Here is a 16,566-nt window from a genome sequence, read left to right on the forward strand (position 1 = left end):
GATGCACAAGTCCAACTGACTATCGTGTCGACGTTATACACAAATCCAAATGACTATCGTGCCGACGCTCCGCGTCGGCATGCAGTTCTGGACGCTTTGCGTCCTTTTTGTGACGCAGAGCGTCACGAACGGCATTCCCACGCGGAGCGTGGGAACGATGGTCATAACCATGAGAGGGACAAATCAGCCGCGGTGACGGCCGCGGAAGTAGTTGATCAGACCTTGGGTCGATGCATCGTCAGCCGGCTCTTCGGTGCCGCCGGTCAGGCGCTGGTAGACCGCCTTGCCCATTTCCTTGCCCAGCTCCACACCCCATTGGTCAAAGGCGTTGGTGCCCCAGATCACGCTCTGCACGAACACCTTGTGTTCATACATGGCCACCAGCGCGCCAAGACGACGCGGGCTGATGCGCTCGACCACCAGCGTATTGCTCGGACGGTTGCCGGGGATGACCTTGTGCGGTGCCAGCTTCTGCACCTCTTGCTCATCCATACCCTTCTCACGCAGTTCTGTTTCGGCTTCTGCGCGGGTCTTGCCCATCATCAGTGCCTGGCTTTGCGACAGGCAGTTGGCGTACAGCCACTGGTGATGGTCGGCAACCGGGTTGAAGCTGACGATCGGCACAATGAAGTCGGCCGGAATCATCTGCGTGCCCTGGTGCAGCAACTGGTGGTAAGCGTGCTGACCATTGGCGCCCACGCCACCCCAGATCACCGGCCCGGTATCGGTCGACGTCGGCGTACCGTCCTGACGGACGCTCTTGCCGTTGGATTCCATGTCCAGTTGTTGCAAGTGCTTGGTGATGTTACGCAGATAGTGATCGTACGGCAGAATCGCGTGGCTTTGTGCGCCCCAGAAATTGCCGTACCAGACGCCCAGCAAGCCCAGCAACACCGGCATGTTCTGCTCGAACGGCGCGCTCTGGAAATGCTGGTCCATGGTGTAGGCACCGGACAGCAGTTCCTTGAAGTTGGACATGCCGATGGCCAGCGCGATAGGCAGACCGATGGCCGACCACAGCGAATAGCGACCGCCGACCCAGTCCCACATCGGGAAGATGTTTTCTTCACGAATGCCGAAGGCCACTGCCGCCGCGTTGTTGCTGGACACCGCGATGAAGTGGCGATGCAGTTCGACTTCCGAGCCGCCCTGCGCCAGGTACCAAGCACGTGCAGCCTGAGCGTTTTTCAGGGTTTCCAGCGTGTTGAAGGATTTCGACGAGACGATGAACAGCGTGGTCTCGGCACGAATCTTCATCGACAACTCGTGAAACTCGCTGCCGTCGATGTTGGCCAGGTAATGGCAGCGGACACCCTTGTGCGCGTAGGCCACCAGCGCTTCGGAGACCAGCTCCGGGCCGAGGAACGAGCCGCCGATGCCGATGTTCACCACGTCGGTAATCGGTTTTTCGGTGTAACCGCGCCACAGGCCGTCATGGATGCGGCCGACCAGTTCGGTCATCTGATTGAGTACGCGGTGTACGTCCGGCATCACATCGACGCCGTTGACTTTCAACTTGTCGCCGACCGGACGGCGCAGAGCGGTGTGCAGAGCAGGGCGGCCTTCGGATGAGTTGACCAGCTCGCCGTCATACTGAGCCTTGATCGCCTCCTTGAGGCCCACTTCGCCAGCCAGGCTGACCAACAGGTCGCGGGTCTCGGTGGTGATCAGGTTTTTGGAATAATCGAGAAACAGGCCAGCGCTGCTGAGGGTGAATTGGCTGAAGCGCTGCGGGTCGGTGTTGAACGCTTCGCGCATGCTGAAGTTCTGCATGGCCTGGCGGTGATTGTTCAACGCCTGCCAGGCGGGCAGAGCGGTCACATCGGAAGGAGTGCGGTAGTACGCCATCGCTGCGGGTTTCCTTTAACTGGTTCTGTCTTTGGATATTCTTGGAGCGAGGTCGCAAGCTTTCTCACGGGCTACACATCGCAGACTACCCTTCACGTACCTGTTTGTCTGCGCCTCGCCTTACATGACCCCGGTACTTTTTCGCACACAGGCAACCGGGGTTTTGTCTCGAATACTGTCGGCTGTGGTTCAGGCAACCTGTACCGGTATGGCATTACCGGTGTGTCTTAGTTCATTGCCTGCGCACATCCTGTCAGCTTCTGGTCAGGTGCAGGTTATCGATCAAGCGGGTTTTGCCCAGGAATGCCGCTGCGAGGATGACCAGGTCGCGATTCTCGGCAGTCGTCGGACGCAGGCTGGTGGCATCGCGTATCTCCAGATAGTCGATACGAAAACCGGCGGCCTCCAGTTGCTGCCTCTTGCTCGCCAGCAGCGCATCGAAATCCTGCTCGCCGGCCCTGATCGCGTCGGCGGTCTGGCGAATCGCCTGATACAGCGCGGGTGCCGCGGCGCGCTGATCGTCGCTCAGATAACCGTTGCGCGAGGACAGCGCCAGGCCATCGTCGGCACGTACCGTCGGCTCGCCGATGATCTGGATCGGCATGTTCAGATCACGGACCATGGCCCGAATCACGGCCAGTTGCTGGAAGTCTTTTTCACCAAAGATCGCCAGGTCAGGCTGCACCATGTTGAACAGCTTGCTGACCACGGTCGCGACACCTTCGAAATGGCCGGAGCGGCTGGCGCCACACAGGCCTTGCGACAGGTGCGGCACGCTGACCAGCGTCTGGTCGGCCATGCCGTGCGGGTACATTTCCTCCACGCTTGGCGTGAACAGCAGGTTGCAGCCGGCCTGCAGGAGTTTTTCCTGATCGGCAGCCAGCGTGCGAGGGTAGGTGGCCAGGTCTTCGTTGGGACCGAACTGCAGCGGATTGACGAAAATGGTAGCGACCACGAAATCGGCACGCTGCGCCGCCTTGGTGACCAGCGCGGCGTGGCCGCTGTGCAGGTTGCCCATCGTCGGGGTCAGCGCGATGCGCTTGCCTTCGCTGCGTGCCCGCGCAACAGCGGCGCGCAGGTCCTGTACGGTTTTTACTGTGTTCATGCCGAGAATCCGTGTTCAGTGGCCGGAAAGCTGACGTCTTTGACTGCGGCCACGTAGGTCCGGATAGCCGACTGGATGTCGGGCTGGCCGGTCATGAAATTTTTCACGAACTTGGGCACGCGCCCGGTGATGGACAGGCCGAGCATGTCGTGCAGCACCAGGACCTGACCGTCGGTAGCGCTGCCTGCGCCAATGCCGATGACCGGGACCTTCACTGCCTGGGTGATTTCCTCAGCCAGTTCGCTGGGTACGCACTCCAGCAGGATCATCGCTGCGCCCGCCTGTTCCAGCGCGATTGCATCGGCGCGCATCTGCCTGGCCTGCGCCTCCAGCCGACCCTGAACCTTGTAGCCGCCCAGCACGTTGACGGCCTGCGGGGTCAGGCCCATGTGCGCGCACACCGGAATGCCGCGCTCGGCCAGCAAACGGATCGACTCGGCCAGCCATGCAGCGCCTTCGACCTTGATCATGTGTGCGCCCGCCTGCATCAGCGTTGCGCTGTTGATCAGGGTCTGTTCCAGCGTTGCGTTGGCCATGAACGGCAGGTCGGCGAGAATCATCGCGCCCTGGTTGCCGCGTTTCACACAGGCAACGTGGTACGCCGTTTCAGCCGTGGTAACAGGCAGGGTGCTGTCGTGACCCTGCAGGACCATGCCCAGCGAGTCGCCTATCAGCAGCACTTCGACACCCGATTGGGAGGCCGTGTGGGCGAAAGTTGCGTCGTAGCAGGTCAGCATGGTGATTTTCTCACCCTTCTGCTTCATGGCCAGCAGCGACGTAACGGTTATGTTCGGCATGTAAAGTCCTCCATCAGGCGCTGTGAAGACGGGTGCTCAGCGCGTGAGAGTCATCCTGGAAAAGCAGGCACACCGTCGTATCGCGGTGTTTTGCAAAGGCCTGTTTCGCGCCCGTTCGCCTGTGGTGTGGCGGCGGGAGGCCTATCTTCGTGAGGAGGGGGCGTGAAGTCAATTGAAGGTGTTACCTGTGCGTCCGACCGGTTACACCGGTGCGGTGACAGACAGGCTTCATGCCTCGGCAGGCAGACGCTCAAGACCTGTGAACGGGCATTCATCAAGCAGGCGATTCAGTGGGCGCCCGTCGGCCAGTGTCAGCTCTGGAGCCAGCTCTGCCAGTGGGTACAGCACGAATGCCCTGGCCTGCATGTGGTAATGCGGCACTTTGAGGCGTGGTTCGTCAATCAGACGGTCGCCGAACAGCAGAATATCGAGGTCCAGCGTGCGCGGCCCCCAGCGTTCATGGCGTTCGCGGCCCTGATCCAGCTCAATGGCTTGCAGCGCATCAAGCAGCGTCAGGGGGGGCAGAGCGGTGTCGATTGCCGCGACGGCATTGGTGAAGCGCGGTTGGCCTGGCAGTAGCGAGTCGCTGATATAGAAGGACGACACGCCGCTCAAGTGACAACCGGGCAACTGCGAAATGGCTTTGAGGGCGCTGCGCAATTGTTCGGCCGGGTCAGCCAGGTTGCTGCCCAGACCGATATACACGCGTTCAGTGGCCAACAGCGGTTCACTCACCGCTTTGCGCCTCGCCCGTGGTGCGCTTGCGTTTGGCGCCGCTGTTACGACGACGCTTGCGCGGGGCTGTGCCCGCCGCTTCAGGCTTGTTGCTCAGGTCGCGAATCATGTCGCGGCGTTCGCTGTCGTTGCAGTCCTGATAATCGGTCCACCACTGGCCCAGACCATCGGTCTGCTCGCCGGCTGTTTCACGCAACAGCAGGAAGTCGTAGCCCGCGCGGAACCGCGAGTTGTCGAGCAGCAGGTCGGCGCGTTTGCCCGAACGGCGCGGCAGGCGCTCCTGCATGTCCCAGATCTCGCGGATCGGCAGGGTGAAGCGCTTGGGAATCGCGATGCGCTGGCATTGCTCGATGATCAGTTCGTGAGCGGCTTCCTGCATCGCTGCAATCGGCGGCATGCCACGTTCCTGAGCGCGCAGCACCTTGGCTGGCAGCGCAGGCCAGAGCAGGGCAGCAAACAGAAACGCCGGCGTGACCGGTTTGTTCTGCTTGATGCGCAGGTCGGTATTGATCAGCGCATTGCTGATCAGCGTATGGGTGTAGGTCGGGTTGTATTCCAGGGCCTTGGAGCTGGCCGGGAACAACGGTTCGAACAGCTCCAGGTCCACCAGCATTTCAAAGGTGGGGGCGGCGTGCCCGGAGAGGAACAGTTTGAGCACTTCTTCGAACAGGCGGGCCGACGGAATGTCACGCAGCATCGGCGCCAGTGCGCGGATAGGTTGAGCGCTGTGCTTCTCGATGCCGAAGTCCAGCTTGGCCGCGAAGCGCACGGCACGCAGCATGCGCACCGGGTCTTCTTTATAACGCTGCTCCGGATCGCCGATCAGGCGGATCAGGCGATTGCGGATGTCATGCACGCCGTTGGCGTAATCCAGAACGCGCTCGCTGACCGGATCGTAGTAAAGCGCGTTGATCGTGAAGTCGCGACGCTGGGCGTCTTCTTCAAGTGTGCCGTATACGTTGTCACGCAGGATGCGTCCGCTTTCATTGCGCGAGGACTGGTTGCTGTCCTCTTCTTCGTCATCCTGAGGATGATTGGCGCGGAATGTCGCCACTTCGATGATTTCGCGACCGAAGTGGATGTGCACCAGCTTGAACCGACGACCGATGATCCGCGCGTTGCGGAATTCGGCACGCACCTGTTCGGGCGTGGCGCTGGTGGCGACGTCAAAATCCTTGGGCGTGATGTTGAGCATCATGTCGCGTACGCAGCCACCGACCAGATAGGCCTGGTAGCCGGCATTCTGCAGGCGCTCGACGATATTCACGGCATAGCGGCTGAACTGACTGCGTTGCAGCGAATGTTGGCTGCTGTTGAGCACTTCAGGCGTGGTGCGCGTGTGTTGCTGCGGTTTGCGCAGTGGGGAACGAAATGACTGGAACAACTTCTTCAGCATGGGATGCACTGTTTGAAGGAATATTCGGCCAAAAACGTGGAATGACCGCATGATGGGCGGGGATTCTAGCATTTAGTCGAGTGATGGTGTAGGAAGCTGTCGCGGAAGGGTAAGCGATGGCGCGGATCAAGGCGGGGAAGCTACTGGGGGAGCCGAAGCTCCCCCAAAGTGTGTGCTCTTTATTATTGTTTTCTGCCTGGGCTTCTTGTTTTTGTTGAGTGCCCATTCACGAGACTTGCGTCTGTGAAACCTCCCAATCGGGAGTCAAGAGCAAACGGATTGCTTTGGTCGCTGCGTTGCAATGATCATTCGATCCAACCAGTTCAGGCGCTACCTAAGGGTAGTTTTTGTTGTTCTCGGCCTGGTTGCGGGGCAAGCCCCCAATACAACTCCTCTCCAAAAGAATCAGTTAGCTGCGCCTCCGCCGTGTTGTTCTTGTTATGCGTGAGTCGATTCGTATTGTTTTTATTATGGGTGTCGTACGGCTTGTTGTTCTTCTTGTACCAAGCATATAGCAGAAGCTGTGCCAACTTTGACCAGGCCCCGTAAACCGGGCCTTTGCGGGCGAAAGGCCGTTCGAGTGCGCACAAAAAAGCCGGGCCTGCGTTACCGTAAGACCCGGCTTTTGTTACGTGAAGCGCGTGAGGTAACAGTTTGTCCCCGCCCTGCGCACCGCGTGCCAGAGCCTTGGGCTGATTTTATGTCTCGTTGGCGACACCCTTGCGACGCGGGATACCCAGACGCTGACGGCGCTCCCACAGACATTTGCGACTGACACCCAGTTTGCGCGCCAGCTCGGTCTCAGTCATATGGTCCTGATGCTCCAGAACGAAGTGCTGAAAATAGTCTTCGAGCGACAGGTCTTCGGCGGGCTCGTTGCCCGTCGAGCCAGAAGAACCCGGCAACGGCGCCATGCCCATGTATTCGTCGTCATCCAGCCCGTCGAGCTCAATGTCGATACCCAGCAGGTCAGCGGTGATTTCCGGGTTCTCGCACAGAATCACCGAGCGTTCCACGGCGTTTTCCAGCTCGCGTACGTTGCCCGGCCAACTGTAATGGCGGATAGCCTGTTCCGCGTCATGTGCAAATTTGAGGTCGTCGCGCCCGACCTTGCTGCTCTGGCGAGCCAGGAACGCACGGGCGATTTCCAGGATGTCGCTGCCACGTTCCCGCAGCGCCGGGAGTTTCAGGGCGATGACGTGCAAGCGATAGAACAGGTCTTCACGAAACTCGCCATTTTTGGCCAGCGTTTTCAGGTCCCTGTGGGTCGCGGCAATCAGGCGTACGTCGACCTTTTGCGATTGCACCGAGCCGACGCGACGGATTTCGCCCTCTTGCAATACGCGCAACAGGCGAGCCTGCGCTTCCAGCGGCAGTTCGCCGATTTCATCGAGAAACAGCGTGCCACCGTCAGCGGCCTCAACCAGACCTGCACGGCCTGCGCTGGCTCCGGTGAACGCGCCTTTCTCGTGACCGAACAGTTCGGATTCGATCAGCGATTCGGGAATGGCCGCACAGTTGACGGAAATCATCGGCGCCTTGGCGCGGCGTGAGAGATTGTGCAGGGCGCGGGCGACCAGTTCCTTACCAGTGCCTGATTCCCCTTGAATCAGAACATTGGAATCAGTCGGGGCGACTTTGCGGATCTTGCTGTAGAGATCGAGCATGGGCGGGCATGAGCCGATGATGCCGATCTCGCCATTATGGTTCTGTGCCGGGCCTTTTTCAGCGCTGCTGGTTTTGGCGGTGGCGTTGCGCTCGTCCTGAAGGTGCTTGACCGTCTGTCGATCACGCAGGATCCGCGAGACTGCCTGGAGCATTTCATCGTGATCGAAGGGTTTGGCGATGTAGTCCACCGCGCCCATCTTCATCGAGTCGACCGCCGAGCGCAGGCTCGCGTAACTGGTCATGATCAGCACCGGTTTGCCTTCGCCGAGCTTGATCAGCTCGGTGCCGGGCGCGCCAGGCAGGCGCAGGTCGCTGACGATCAGATCGAACGACGGGATGCTGAAGCGTTCCTGAGCCTCTTGAACGGAGCCGGCTTCACTGACTTCATACTGGTTGCGTTCAAGCAGGCGACGCAGGGCTGAGCGGATAATCGTTTCGTCTTCGACGATCAAAATATGCGGCATTGATTCAGTTCTCTCGACGGTCTCAGTTCGCGGTGGACGTCGCGTCGACATGGCGTGGCAAGGTCACCCTGATTCGGGTTCCACGCTGCTGCTCGGGATCGGCCGGGCTGTCGATAGTGATTTGTCCATAATGCTCTTCAACGATGGAATAGACCAGCGCCAGGCCAAGTCCGGTTCCCTCGCCAGGGTCCTTGGTGGTGAAGAACGGCTCGAACAATCGGTCCATGATTGCCTTTGAAATCCCACTGCCTTCGTCTTCGACGATCAAGTCCACAGTGTGCTCGGATACTTCGCTTCTGACCCTGACTGCACTGCCTGCCGGGGAGGCATCGCGGGCATTGGAGAGCAGATTGATCAACACCTGCGCCAGCCGCTGCGGATCGCCGACAGCCCAGTGCTCAGGGTTGCACAGGTTGTAGAACTGTACTTCGAAATTACGCCGGTTCAGCGCCAGCAGACCAATAGCATCCTGAGCCACCACGGCCAGACAAACGGCTTCGTCGCTATGTTGATGGGCGCCCGCGTGGGCAAAGCTCATCAATGACTGGACGATGCGCGATACGCGCTTGGTCTGCTCGAGGATCTGGCTGCTGATTTCCTTGAGCTCGCCGTCCTCTTCGCGTTCTTCGCGCAGATTCTGGGCGAGACAGGCAATACCGGTGATCGGATTGCCGATTTCGTGCGCCACACCGGCGGCCAGTCGGCCAATACTTGCCAGACGTTCCGAGTGCACCAGCTTGTCTTCGAGCATTTGCGTGTCGGTCAGGTCTTCGACCAGCACCACCAGGCCGCTGTTGCCCGGCGCCAGGGGCTCGTTGATGGCTGCCTTGTGCAGATTGAGCCAACGGGTCTGGCCGTCCAGACCGAGCTTCTGCTTGTGCAAATGCTCATCGGGCAGGCTGGTAAAACCGGTCAGCAGGCCCTTCCACGGCTCGGCAATGGTTTCCAGTCGCGAACCGACCACGCGCTGGGCGACGATTCCGGTCAATTCTTCCATGGCCCTGTTCCACATCAGGATCTCCTGATCTTCGGCCAGCGAGCAGACGCCCATCGGCAGTTCCTGAAGGGTCTGGCGGTGGTAGCGGCGCAAGGCATCGAGTTCGGCGGCAAGGCCGGTGAGGCGCGAGTGGTAGTCCTCAAGCCGGCTCTCAATGAAATGTATGTCTTCGGTGACGTATTTTTCGCTGCCCGATTTGTACGGCAGAAAGGTTTCCACCATGTCCTGCGCTACGCTGGGGCCCATCAGCCCGGACAGGTTGGCTTCGATGCGGTCGCGCAGGCGGCGCAGGGCATAGGGGCGGCGCTCGTCGAAAGGCAGGTAGAGATCGCGCAGCGCTTGCTCGACCTCCTTCTGCGCGGCTTTCGCGCCCAGCGGCTTGGCCAGTTGGGTGGCGAACTCCTGCGGCGAGATGGCATGCAGTTCACGGCGTTGCGGGCGGCGTACGTTATCGACCGCGCAGGCCTCGGCAGCCCCGGCTTCTTCAGGGCTGGCATTGGTGAACAGCGAGATCAGGGTGAACAGCAAGACGTTGGCGGCCAGCGAGGCGATGGCTGCCATGTGCCAACTGGTGTCGTCCAGCACATAGATCATGTTCAGCCAGGGAATATAGAAGCCCTGCAGGTTGCCGATCAGCGGCAACAGCATGCTGACCGCCCAGACCGAAATGCCGGCCAGCAGCCCGGCGATGAAGCCGCGCCGGTTGGCGGTCGGCCAGTACAGTACCGACAGCACACCCGGCAGGAATTGCAGGGTCGCAACGAAGGCGACGATGCCCAGATTGGCCAGATCCTGCTGCGCGCCGAGCATCAGATAGAAGCCGTAACCCAAGGCGATGATCGCCACGATCAGTCCGCGTCGCGTCCACTTCAGCCAGCGGTAGATATTGCCCTCGGCGGGTGGCTGATACAGCGGCAGCACCAGGTGATTGAGTGCCATGCCGGACAACGCCAGCGTGGTGACGATGATCAGCCCGCTGGCCGCCGACAGCCCGCCGATATACGCGAGCAGGGCCAGAGACTTGCTGTTGGCGGCGATCCCGATGCCGAGCGTGAAGTATTCCGGGCTGGTGGTGGCGCCGAGCTTGAGGCCTGCCCAGAGGATCAGCGGTACTGCGAGGCTGATCAACAGCAGAAACAGCGGCAGACCCCAACTGGCGCTGACCAGCGAGCGCGGGTTGAGGTTTTCCGTGAAGGTCATGTGGTACATGTGCGGCATGACGATGGCCGAGGCGAAGAACACCAGCAGCAGCGTGCGCCACGGGCCTTCCTGCAAAGGCGTGTGCAGCGAGGCGAGGGCGGTCTGGTTCTGCAGCAGCCACAGTTCCAGTTGTTGCGGGCCGTCGAACACGCCATACAAGGCGTACAGACCGACGCCGCCCAAGGCGATCAGCTTGATCAGCGATTCAAAGGCGATGGCGAACACCAGGCCCTCGTGTTTCTCGCGCGTGGCGATGTGCCGTGAGCCAAAGAAAATCGTGAACAGGGTGATCAGTGCGCAGAACGCCACTGCGACCCGGTCCTGCACCGGCTCGCGGGTCAGAATGCCGATGGAGTCGGCGACCGCCTGAATCTGCAAGGCCAGCAGTGGCAGCACGCCGATCAGCATGAATACGGTGGTCAGCGCGCCGGCCCAGGTGCTGCGAAAACGAAAGGCGAACAGATCGGCCAGTGATGACAGCTGGTAGGTACGGGTAATTCTGAGGATCGGGTAAAGCAACACCGGCGCGAGGAGGAAGGCCCCGGACACCCCCAGATAACTGGACAGAAAGCCGTAGCCATACTGATAGGCCAGACCAACCGTGCCATAAAACGCCCAGGCGCTGGCGTAGACACCCAGTGACAGGGTGTAGGTCAGCGGGTGACGAATGATCCAGCGCGGAATCAGACCGTGTTCGCTGACCCAGGCCACACCGAACAGCACCAGCAGGTAGGCGGCGCTGACCAGCAGCATCTGCGTCAGACTAAAGCTCATCGGCATCTCGCTGGCTCTGCAGAATGAACGTCACCACAATCAGGATCAGCCACAGCATGTAGGGCCTATACCAGGCACCGGTGGCATCGATCCACCAGTCCATGATGGCTGGAGAGAACAGATAAATGCCGACCACCAGAAGCAAAACCAACCGGTATATGTACATCTGGTCTCCCTGCGCTGGTAGATGAGGAGCGGCATGTTAACGGATGCCGGATAACCTGCAAGTATCCTTGCGTCGCAGTTTGCGGCGACCGCTCTGGATCAGTCTATCCGGGCTTCTTCAATATTGCGCAGTCGGGGTATCAGGTCAGCGTTCCAGTGGCGGATGCCCCAGGCAAGCACTTCCTGCGCGGTGCCATCGCTCATGTGTGCATCGAGCGGCTGCCCCAGTGCTCGCAAGGCCCGAAGCAGCAGCGGCGTCGCCTGGTCGGCCGGCAGTGGCGGGGAACGATAGGACTTGCCCAGCTTGTGACCATCAGGCTGGGTGATCAACGGCACATGCAGGTAGCGCGGTTGGGGCAGGCCCAGCAGTTCCTGCAGGTACAGTTGGCGGGGTGTCGAGTCGAGCAGGTCGGCACCGCGGACGATATCGGTGACGCCTTGCCAGGCGTCGTCAATGACTACGGCCAGTTGATAGGCATACAGACCATCGCGCCTGCGGATCACAAAGTCACCGCGTTCGCGCCCCAGATGCATTTTGAAGAGGCCCTGAACCCGGTCTTCGAAGCGATATTCCAGCTCCGGTACGCGAATGCGGATGGCGGCGTTTTCCGGAGAATGCCCTGCATTGCGGCAGAAACCCGGATAGACACCCTGAAAGTCTTCAAGCTGTTTGCGCGAGCAGGTGCAGGCGTAGGCCAGACCATGATTGAACCAGCGCTGGAGGATCTCGGCGTAGGCGTCATGGCGTTCGCTTTGCCGCACCATCTGGCCGTCCCATTCAAAACCGTAGCGCTCAAGCGTCTCGAGAATCCCCGCCTGCGCGCCGGCCACTTCACGCGGCGGGTCGAGATCCTCCATGCGCAGCAGCCAATGACCGTTTGCCGCACGCGCATCGAGATAGGAAGCGAGGGCTGCGACCAGCGAGCCAAAGTGCAGGTAACCACTGGGAGTCGGCGCAAAGCGCCCGATATAGGCCGGTTTTTTCATGGGCGGGATGTTACGGGTGACGGGCTTGGGCGGGCAAGTGGAACGCAGTGGGGGGTTATGCAGAGTCTTGTGTCAATGCTCAGCGTCGGCGTGCAGTTCGTGACGCTCTGCGTCACACAGCAGTGCCGTCACTAACGTCGCACTCTGCGTCGTCAGTGCCATCGCGATCAAAGAGCGCATGGGAGCCAGTTGGACTGTGGACAGCGATGAGCACGGAGTGGGAACAAGATTCGCCGTCATCGTGCTTTCAACAGGCACAAAAAAAGACGCCGAAGCGTCTTTTCAGTCAAAGGCGGCCCCAGGTCATTTACCGACCTGTTTTTCCTTGATTTCTGCAAGGGTCTTGCAGTCGACGCACTGGTCTGCAGTCGGGCGAGCCTCAAGACGGCGGATGCCGATCTCTACGCCGCAGGATTCGCACCAGCCATATTCTTCGTCCTTGATCAGTTGCAGCGTCTTGTCGATCTTCTTGATCAGCTTGCGTTCGCGATCGCGGGCACGAAGTTCAAGGCTGAACTCTTCTTCCTGACTGGCACGGTCGGCCGGGTCCGGGAAGTTGGCAGCTTCGTCCTTCATATGGTCTACCGTTCGGTCGACCTCTTGCATCAAGTCCTTCTTCCACTTGTTCAGGATCTTGGTGAAGTGCGCGCGCATCGGCTCGCCCATGTACTCTTCACCCTTCGTTTCCACGTAGGGCTCAAAGCCGCTGATTAGATGGTTCTGTTGCTTTTCTGGGGTGGGCATGTCTGGACCGCCTCTCACTCTTCTAATCTATTGCGCAGGATTGTTCCATCACCGACACCCGTCGGCCCTGCAGCTGCAAGCGGGCGAACTTACCAGATCAAATCGGAGTGCGCTACTCCCGGTTGTCGAGCATGACGACGCCGTCTTCTTGTGGAGATGGCCATTTCGCATCTGCCCTCCATCCAAATGAACTCTAGCCGCTGTGCACCGTCGTAGCTTTCTTTTATTCAGCGTTTGGAAACCGGGTTTTTCAGTTCGCAAACGCACCGTCGGGCGGGTGGTTGGGTAGAATCATGGCGCGCCGTGATGACAATCATGTTTTAACACCCGCCCTATAAAGGAATATCCATGAGCCAGCCTTACAGTGCGCGCAGTCGCGCCATAGAACCTTTTCATGTCATGGCATTGCTGGCGCGTGCCAATGAATTGCAGGCGGCGGGTCATGACGTTATTCACCTTGAAATCGGCGAGCCCGATTTCACCACTGCGCAGCCCATCATAAAGGCTGGCCAGGCGGCGCTGGCAGACGGCAAGACGCGCTACACCGCCGCGCGCGGTCTGCCGCAACTGCGTGAGGCCATTTCCGGGTTTTATGCTCAGCGTTACGGCGTCGACATCGATCCTCAGCGGATTCTGGTCACGCCGGGCGGTTCAGGCGCCTTGTTGCTGACCAGCAGTCTGTTGGTCGATCCGGGCAAACACTGGTTGCTGGCCGACCCTGGCTACCCGTGCAATCGACACTTTTTACGTCTGATAGAAGGTGAGGCGCAGTTGGTGCCGGTCGGTCCGCAGGAGCGCTATCAACTGACCCCCGAGCTGGTGGCCACGCACTGGAACCCGAACAGTGTCGGCGCTCTGGTGGCATCGCCGGCCAATCCGACCGGCACTCTATTGAGTCGTGACGAGCTGGCAGCCTTGTCTCAGGCATTGAAAGCCCGCAATGGCCATTTGGTGGTGGACGAGATCTATCACGGCCTGACCTACGGTGTGGATGCCAGTAGCGTGCTGGAAGTGGATAACGACGCTTTCGTCCTCAATAGTTTTTCAAAGTATTTCGGCATGACCGGGTGGCGTTTGGGGTGGCTGGTCGCACCACAGGATGCGGTGGCCGATCTGGAAAAACTGGCCCAGAACCTCTACATCAGCGCGCCGAGCATGGCGCAACATGCGGCGCTTGCCTGTTTTGAGCCGCAGACACTGACCATACTCGAGCAACGGCGCGCCGAGTTCGGCCGCCGCCGGGACTTTCTGCTGCCAGCGCTGCGCGAGTTGGGTTTCGGTATCGCAGTCGAGCCGGAAGGGGCCTTCTATTTGTATGCGGATATCTCCGCGTTTGGTGGTGATGCCTTTGCCTTTTGCCGGCACTTTCTGGAAACCGAGCATGTTGCCTTTACGCCCGGCCTGGACTTTGGTCGTTTTCAGGCCGGGCACCACGTGCGCTTTGCCTATACGCAAAGCCTGCCGCGCCTTGAACAGGCGGTCGAGCGAATTGCTCGCGGTTTGCGTAGCTGGGGCGTCTGATGCGTTTTTCTCCGCAGCTTGAACAGGGTCGTCTGCTGGTGCGTTACAAGCGCTTTCTGGCTGATATCGAAACCGATAGCGGTGAGTTGCTGACCATTCACTGCCCTAACACCGGGTCGATGCTCAACTGCATGATGCCCGGCGGGCGCGTGTGGTTCAGTCGCTCGAATGACCCCAAGCGCAAACTGCCGGGCACTTGGGAAATCAGCGAAACCCCGCAGGGTCGCCTGGCCTGTATCAATACCAGACGGGCCAATACGCTAGTTGAAGAGGCCTTGCGCGCCGGGGTCATCAGCGAACTGACGGGTTTCACGGCGCTCAAGCGCGAGGTGGCCTACGGCCAGGAAAAAAGCCGTGTGGACTTTCGTCTGGAGTACCCGGATGGCTACCTGTACCTGGAAGTAAAAAGTGTCACTTTGGGGTTCGATGGTTCCAGCGTGGCGGCATTCCCCGATGCGGTGACCCAGCGTGGCGCGCGGCACCTGCGCGAACTGGCGACGCTGGCGCGCGAAGGCGTGCGCGCCGTGCTGTTGTATTGCGTCAATCTCACCGGTGTGGACGCTGTGCGGCCTGCGCAGGAGATTGATCCTGCCTACGCAGCGGCGTTGCGTGAAGCCGTTGATGCCGGTGTGCAAATTCTTGCCTACGGTGCGCAACTGACGTCTGAAGAGATCTTTATTGACCGGCGTCTGCAAGTACTCGGGCTGGATTGAGGCATCCGGGTACAGGCGGTTCAGTCCCCTTCATGCATCCAACTGCAGCGACACCCAGATGCCCTCGGCGTCTTCACGGCTTTTGATGACGGTCAGGGACTGGCCTTCACAAGGCCCGGCCACGCATTCGCCGTTCTCGATCAGAAACAATGCTCCATGCGTAGCGCACTGGATCAGGCTTGCGCTGCTGTCCAGAAATTGATCAGGTTGCCATTCCAAGGGAACGCCGCGATGCGGGCAGCGGTTTTTGTAGACGAAGACCTCTCCCTGACGGCGCACGGCAAACAACGCATGTTCGCCCAGCTCGAAGCCTTTGCTGTGAGCTTCGGGCAGGTGGCTTGAAGTGCAGAGGAATATCAAGAAGCCTCCATAGGCCGGTTCTTCGGGGGCCAGTTTTTGGGTTGATGCCTGATCGGACAAGTCTGGCATTTTCTTCGGATCGATGCGCTGCGTTACGTTGAGGTCATTACAGGCTGCGTCGGTCCTTTCCTGTCTTTTTGTAGCTTTCGTCTCTAAGCGCACCGCCCGCGCCCGCAAGCCTTGCAGCCGTATATCGTCGGCTCATGTTTTGCAGAGCGGAAACACTATGAAAGAGATGACAGCAGATGATGAGCGACTGGCGCGTCAGGTCATCGGGCTGCTTGAGCTGTTCGCCCTCAATACAGATGACACGGAGCAGCGCATAGTCGGCATCTGTCGGCGTGCATGCACGCCTGTGGGACCGGTCGCAGCGGTCAGCGTCCAGCAACGTTTCGTGTGCCTGGCGCGCACCACGCTGGATCGCATGCAGGCTCGTCACATCAAGGTCATCGCCGTGGTCAATTTTCCTCACGGCAGCTGCAATGTTCAGTCGGTCATCGCGCAGGTACGCGCTGCGCTGATGGCGGGCGCGGACGAGATCGACGTCGTCTACCCCTTTCGCGCGCTGCTCGGCGGAGACCGGCAACCCGGCCTGGCGATGATCTCGGCGTGTTCGGCCTTGTGTGCCGGGAAGGTCAGGCTTACAGCGACCCTTGAAACCGGTGACTTGCGCGACTCGCAAATGATCCTCAATGCGTGCCGCGATGCAATCGTCTCAGGCGCCGACTTTATCAAGACCAGCACCGGCAAGGCCGCCACGCATGTCACGCCGCAGGCTGCACGGGTCATGCTGGAGTCGATTGCGGACGTAGGCGGGCAGGTGGGGCTGAAGGTTGCAGGCGGGATCCGTACGTTCGACGAGGCACGTGTTTACATGGCACTGGTCCGCGCCCGGTTTGGTCTGCAATGGATCAACGCCGGGCGTTTACGGCTGGGAGGATCGAGCTTGCTGGACGACTTGCTGGCAAGACTGGGCCTGCTTGAGTCGCATGGCAGCGGCGATGGTTTTTGAGTGTTCGTTGGTTTTGCGCCGGACAAAAAAAGACCCGGCAAAGAGCCGGGTCAAAAACCGTGATTAGCCTGATGAGGAGA

Annotated in this window: 14 protein-coding genes; 3 read left to right on the top strand and 11 right to left on the bottom strand. The window is 60.0% G+C overall.

All coding sequences use genetic code 11. The annotated features are described in order from the left end of the window. Positions 1 to 183 precede the first annotated feature (183 nt). The 10 genes from pgi to dksA all read right to left on the bottom strand — a co-directional run bounded on the left by pgi (position 184) and on the right by dksA (position 12,880). Positions 184 to 1,848: a glucose-6-phosphate isomerase gene (gene pgi, locus AO388_RS08875; protein ID WP_046719947.1), complete on the bottom strand. Its 1,665-nt coding sequence runs from the start codon at positions 1,846 to 1,848 to the stop codon at positions 184 to 186. A 253-nt stretch (positions 1,849 to 2,101) separates the two neighbouring features. Then, a complete protein-coding gene (gene panC / locus AO388_RS08880; protein WP_058416314.1) occupies positions 2,102 to 2,953 on the bottom strand; it encodes a pantoate--beta-alanine ligase in 852 nt (283 codons plus the stop codon). Further along, positions 2,950 to 3,750, bottom strand: a complete 801-nt coding sequence (gene panB / locus AO388_RS08885) for a 3-methyl-2-oxobutanoate hydroxymethyltransferase (RefSeq protein ID WP_058416315.1) — start codon at positions 3,748 to 3,750, stop codon at positions 2,950 to 2,952. Before panB ends, panC begins: the two co-directional genes overlap by 4 nt. A 228-nt stretch (positions 3,751 to 3,978) precedes the next feature. Then, positions 3,979 to 4,485: a 2-amino-4-hydroxy-6-hydroxymethyldihydropteridine diphosphokinase gene (gene folK, locus AO388_RS08890; RefSeq protein WP_003371342.1), complete on the bottom strand. Its 507-nt coding sequence runs from the start codon at positions 4,483 to 4,485 to the stop codon at positions 3,979 to 3,981. Continuing rightward, positions 4,478 to 5,881 carry a polynucleotide adenylyltransferase PcnB gene (locus tag AO388_RS08895; protein WP_003345072.1) on the bottom strand — a complete coding sequence of 468 codons (1,404 nt, stop codon included), beginning with the start codon at positions 5,879 to 5,881 and terminating at the stop codon, positions 4,478 to 4,480. The genes folK and AO388_RS08895 overlap by 8 nt, the downstream gene beginning before the upstream one ends. 698 nt (positions 5,882 to 6,579) lie before the next feature. Further along, positions 6,580 to 8,013: a sigma-54-dependent transcriptional regulator gene (locus AO388_RS08900; protein WP_003430684.1), complete on the bottom strand. Its 1,434-nt coding sequence runs from the start codon at positions 8,011 to 8,013 to the stop codon at positions 6,580 to 6,582. Between the two features lie 22 nt (positions 8,014 to 8,035). Then, positions 8,036 to 10,990, bottom strand: coding sequence for a sensor histidine kinase (locus AO388_RS08905; protein ID WP_003430682.1), 2,955 nt, complete (start codon positions 10,988 to 10,990; stop codon positions 8,036 to 8,038). Beyond that, the gene (locus AO388_RS08910) at positions 10,974 to 11,150 is read right to left on the bottom strand and encodes a hypothetical protein (RefSeq protein WP_002552060.1); all 177 of its coding nucleotides are present in this window, start codon (positions 11,148 to 11,150) and stop codon (positions 10,974 to 10,976) included. Before AO388_RS08910 ends, AO388_RS08905 begins: the two co-directional genes overlap by 17 nt. 98 nt (positions 11,151 to 11,248) lie before the next feature. Further along, the gene (gene gluQRS / locus AO388_RS08915; protein ID WP_003430675.1) at positions 11,249 to 12,136 is read right to left on the bottom strand and encodes a tRNA glutamyl-Q(34) synthetase GluQRS; all 888 of its coding nucleotides are present in this window, start codon (positions 12,134 to 12,136) and stop codon (positions 11,249 to 11,251) included. Positions 12,137 to 12,439: 303 nt separating this feature from the next. After that, the gene (gene dksA, locus AO388_RS08920; protein ID WP_003430674.1) at positions 12,440 to 12,880 is read right to left on the bottom strand and encodes an RNA polymerase-binding protein DksA; all 441 of its coding nucleotides are present in this window, start codon (positions 12,878 to 12,880) and stop codon (positions 12,440 to 12,442) included. 348 nt (positions 12,881 to 13,228) lie between these two features. Between dksA and AO388_RS08925 the strand changes: the two genes are divergently transcribed. Together AO388_RS08925 and sfsA are read left to right on the top strand one after the other, a co-directional pair. Next, positions 13,229 to 14,401 carry a pyridoxal phosphate-dependent aminotransferase gene (locus AO388_RS08925; protein WP_044310154.1) on the top strand — a complete coding sequence of 391 codons (1,173 nt, stop codon included), beginning with the start codon at positions 13,229 to 13,231 and terminating at the stop codon, positions 14,399 to 14,401. Then, positions 14,401 to 15,114 (top strand): DNA/RNA nuclease SfsA, encoded by a 714-nt coding sequence (gene sfsA, locus AO388_RS08930; RefSeq protein ID WP_058416316.1) that lies wholly within the window; start codon positions 14,401 to 14,403, stop codon positions 15,112 to 15,114. Before AO388_RS08925 ends, sfsA begins: the two co-directional genes overlap by 1 nt. A gap of 30 nt (positions 15,115 to 15,144) precedes the next feature. Here the strand turns inward: sfsA and AO388_RS08935 are convergent, their stop codons facing one another. Further along, positions 15,145 to 15,474, bottom strand: a complete 330-nt coding sequence (locus AO388_RS08935; RefSeq protein WP_058416318.1) for a Rieske (2Fe-2S) protein — start codon at positions 15,472 to 15,474, stop codon at positions 15,145 to 15,147. 226 nt (positions 15,475 to 15,700) lie between these two features. Between AO388_RS08935 and deoC the strand changes: the two genes are divergently transcribed. Continuing rightward, a complete protein-coding gene (gene deoC, locus AO388_RS08940) occupies positions 15,701 to 16,486 on the top strand; it encodes a deoxyribose-phosphate aldolase (protein WP_003430671.1) in 786 nt (261 codons plus the stop codon). The last annotated feature ends 80 nt before the right edge of the window (positions 16,487 to 16,566 follow it).

This window comes from Pseudomonas sp. ICMP 10191 (assembly GCF_001467335.1).
In the GTDB taxonomy this organism is placed as follows: Bacteria; Pseudomonadota; Gammaproteobacteria; order Pseudomonadales; family Pseudomonadaceae; genus Aquipseudomonas; species Aquipseudomonas cerasi.

Bases quoted from the DNA above. Each gene is read 5' to 3' on its own strand.
- AO388_RS08925 (WP_044310154.1), top strand. From the start codon at position 13,229: ATGAGCCAGCCTTACAGTGCGCGCAGTCGCGCCATAGAACCTTTTCAT.
- AO388_RS08900 (WP_003430684.1), bottom strand. From the start codon at position 8,013: ATGCCGCATATTTTGATCGTCGAAGACGAAACGATTATCCGCTCAGCC.
- sfsA (WP_058416316.1), top strand. From the start codon at position 14,401: ATGCGTTTTTCTCCGCAGCTTGAACAGGGTCGTCTGCTGGTGCGTTAC.
- deoC (WP_003430671.1), top strand. From the start codon at position 15,701: ATGAAAGAGATGACAGCAGATGATGAGCGACTGGCGCGTCAGGTCATC.
- gluQRS (WP_003430675.1), bottom strand. From the start codon at position 12,136: ATGAAAAAACCGGCCTATATCGGGCGCTTTGCGCCGACTCCCAGTGGT.
- pgi (WP_046719947.1), bottom strand. From the start codon at position 1,848: ATGGCGTACTACCGCACTCCTTCCGATGTGACCGCTCTGCCCGCCTGG.
- panC (WP_058416314.1), bottom strand. From the start codon at position 2,953: ATGAACACAGTAAAAACCGTACAGGACCTGCGCGCCGCTGTTGCGCGG.
- AO388_RS08895 (WP_003345072.1), bottom strand. From the start codon at position 5,881: ATGCTGAAGAAGTTGTTCCAGTCATTTCGTTCCCCACTGCGCAAACCG.
- AO388_RS08905 (WP_003430682.1), bottom strand. From the start codon at position 10,990: ATGCCGATGAGCTTTAGTCTGACGCAGATGCTGCTGGTCAGCGCCGCC.
- AO388_RS08910 (WP_002552060.1), bottom strand. From the start codon at position 11,150: ATGTACATATACCGGTTGGTTTTGCTTCTGGTGGTCGGCATTTATCTG.
- dksA (WP_003430674.1), bottom strand. From the start codon at position 12,880: ATGCCCACCCCAGAAAAGCAACAGAACCATCTAATCAGCGGCTTTGAG.
- panB (WP_058416315.1), bottom strand. From the start codon at position 3,750: ATGCCGAACATAACCGTTACGTCGCTGCTGGCCATGAAGCAGAAGGGT.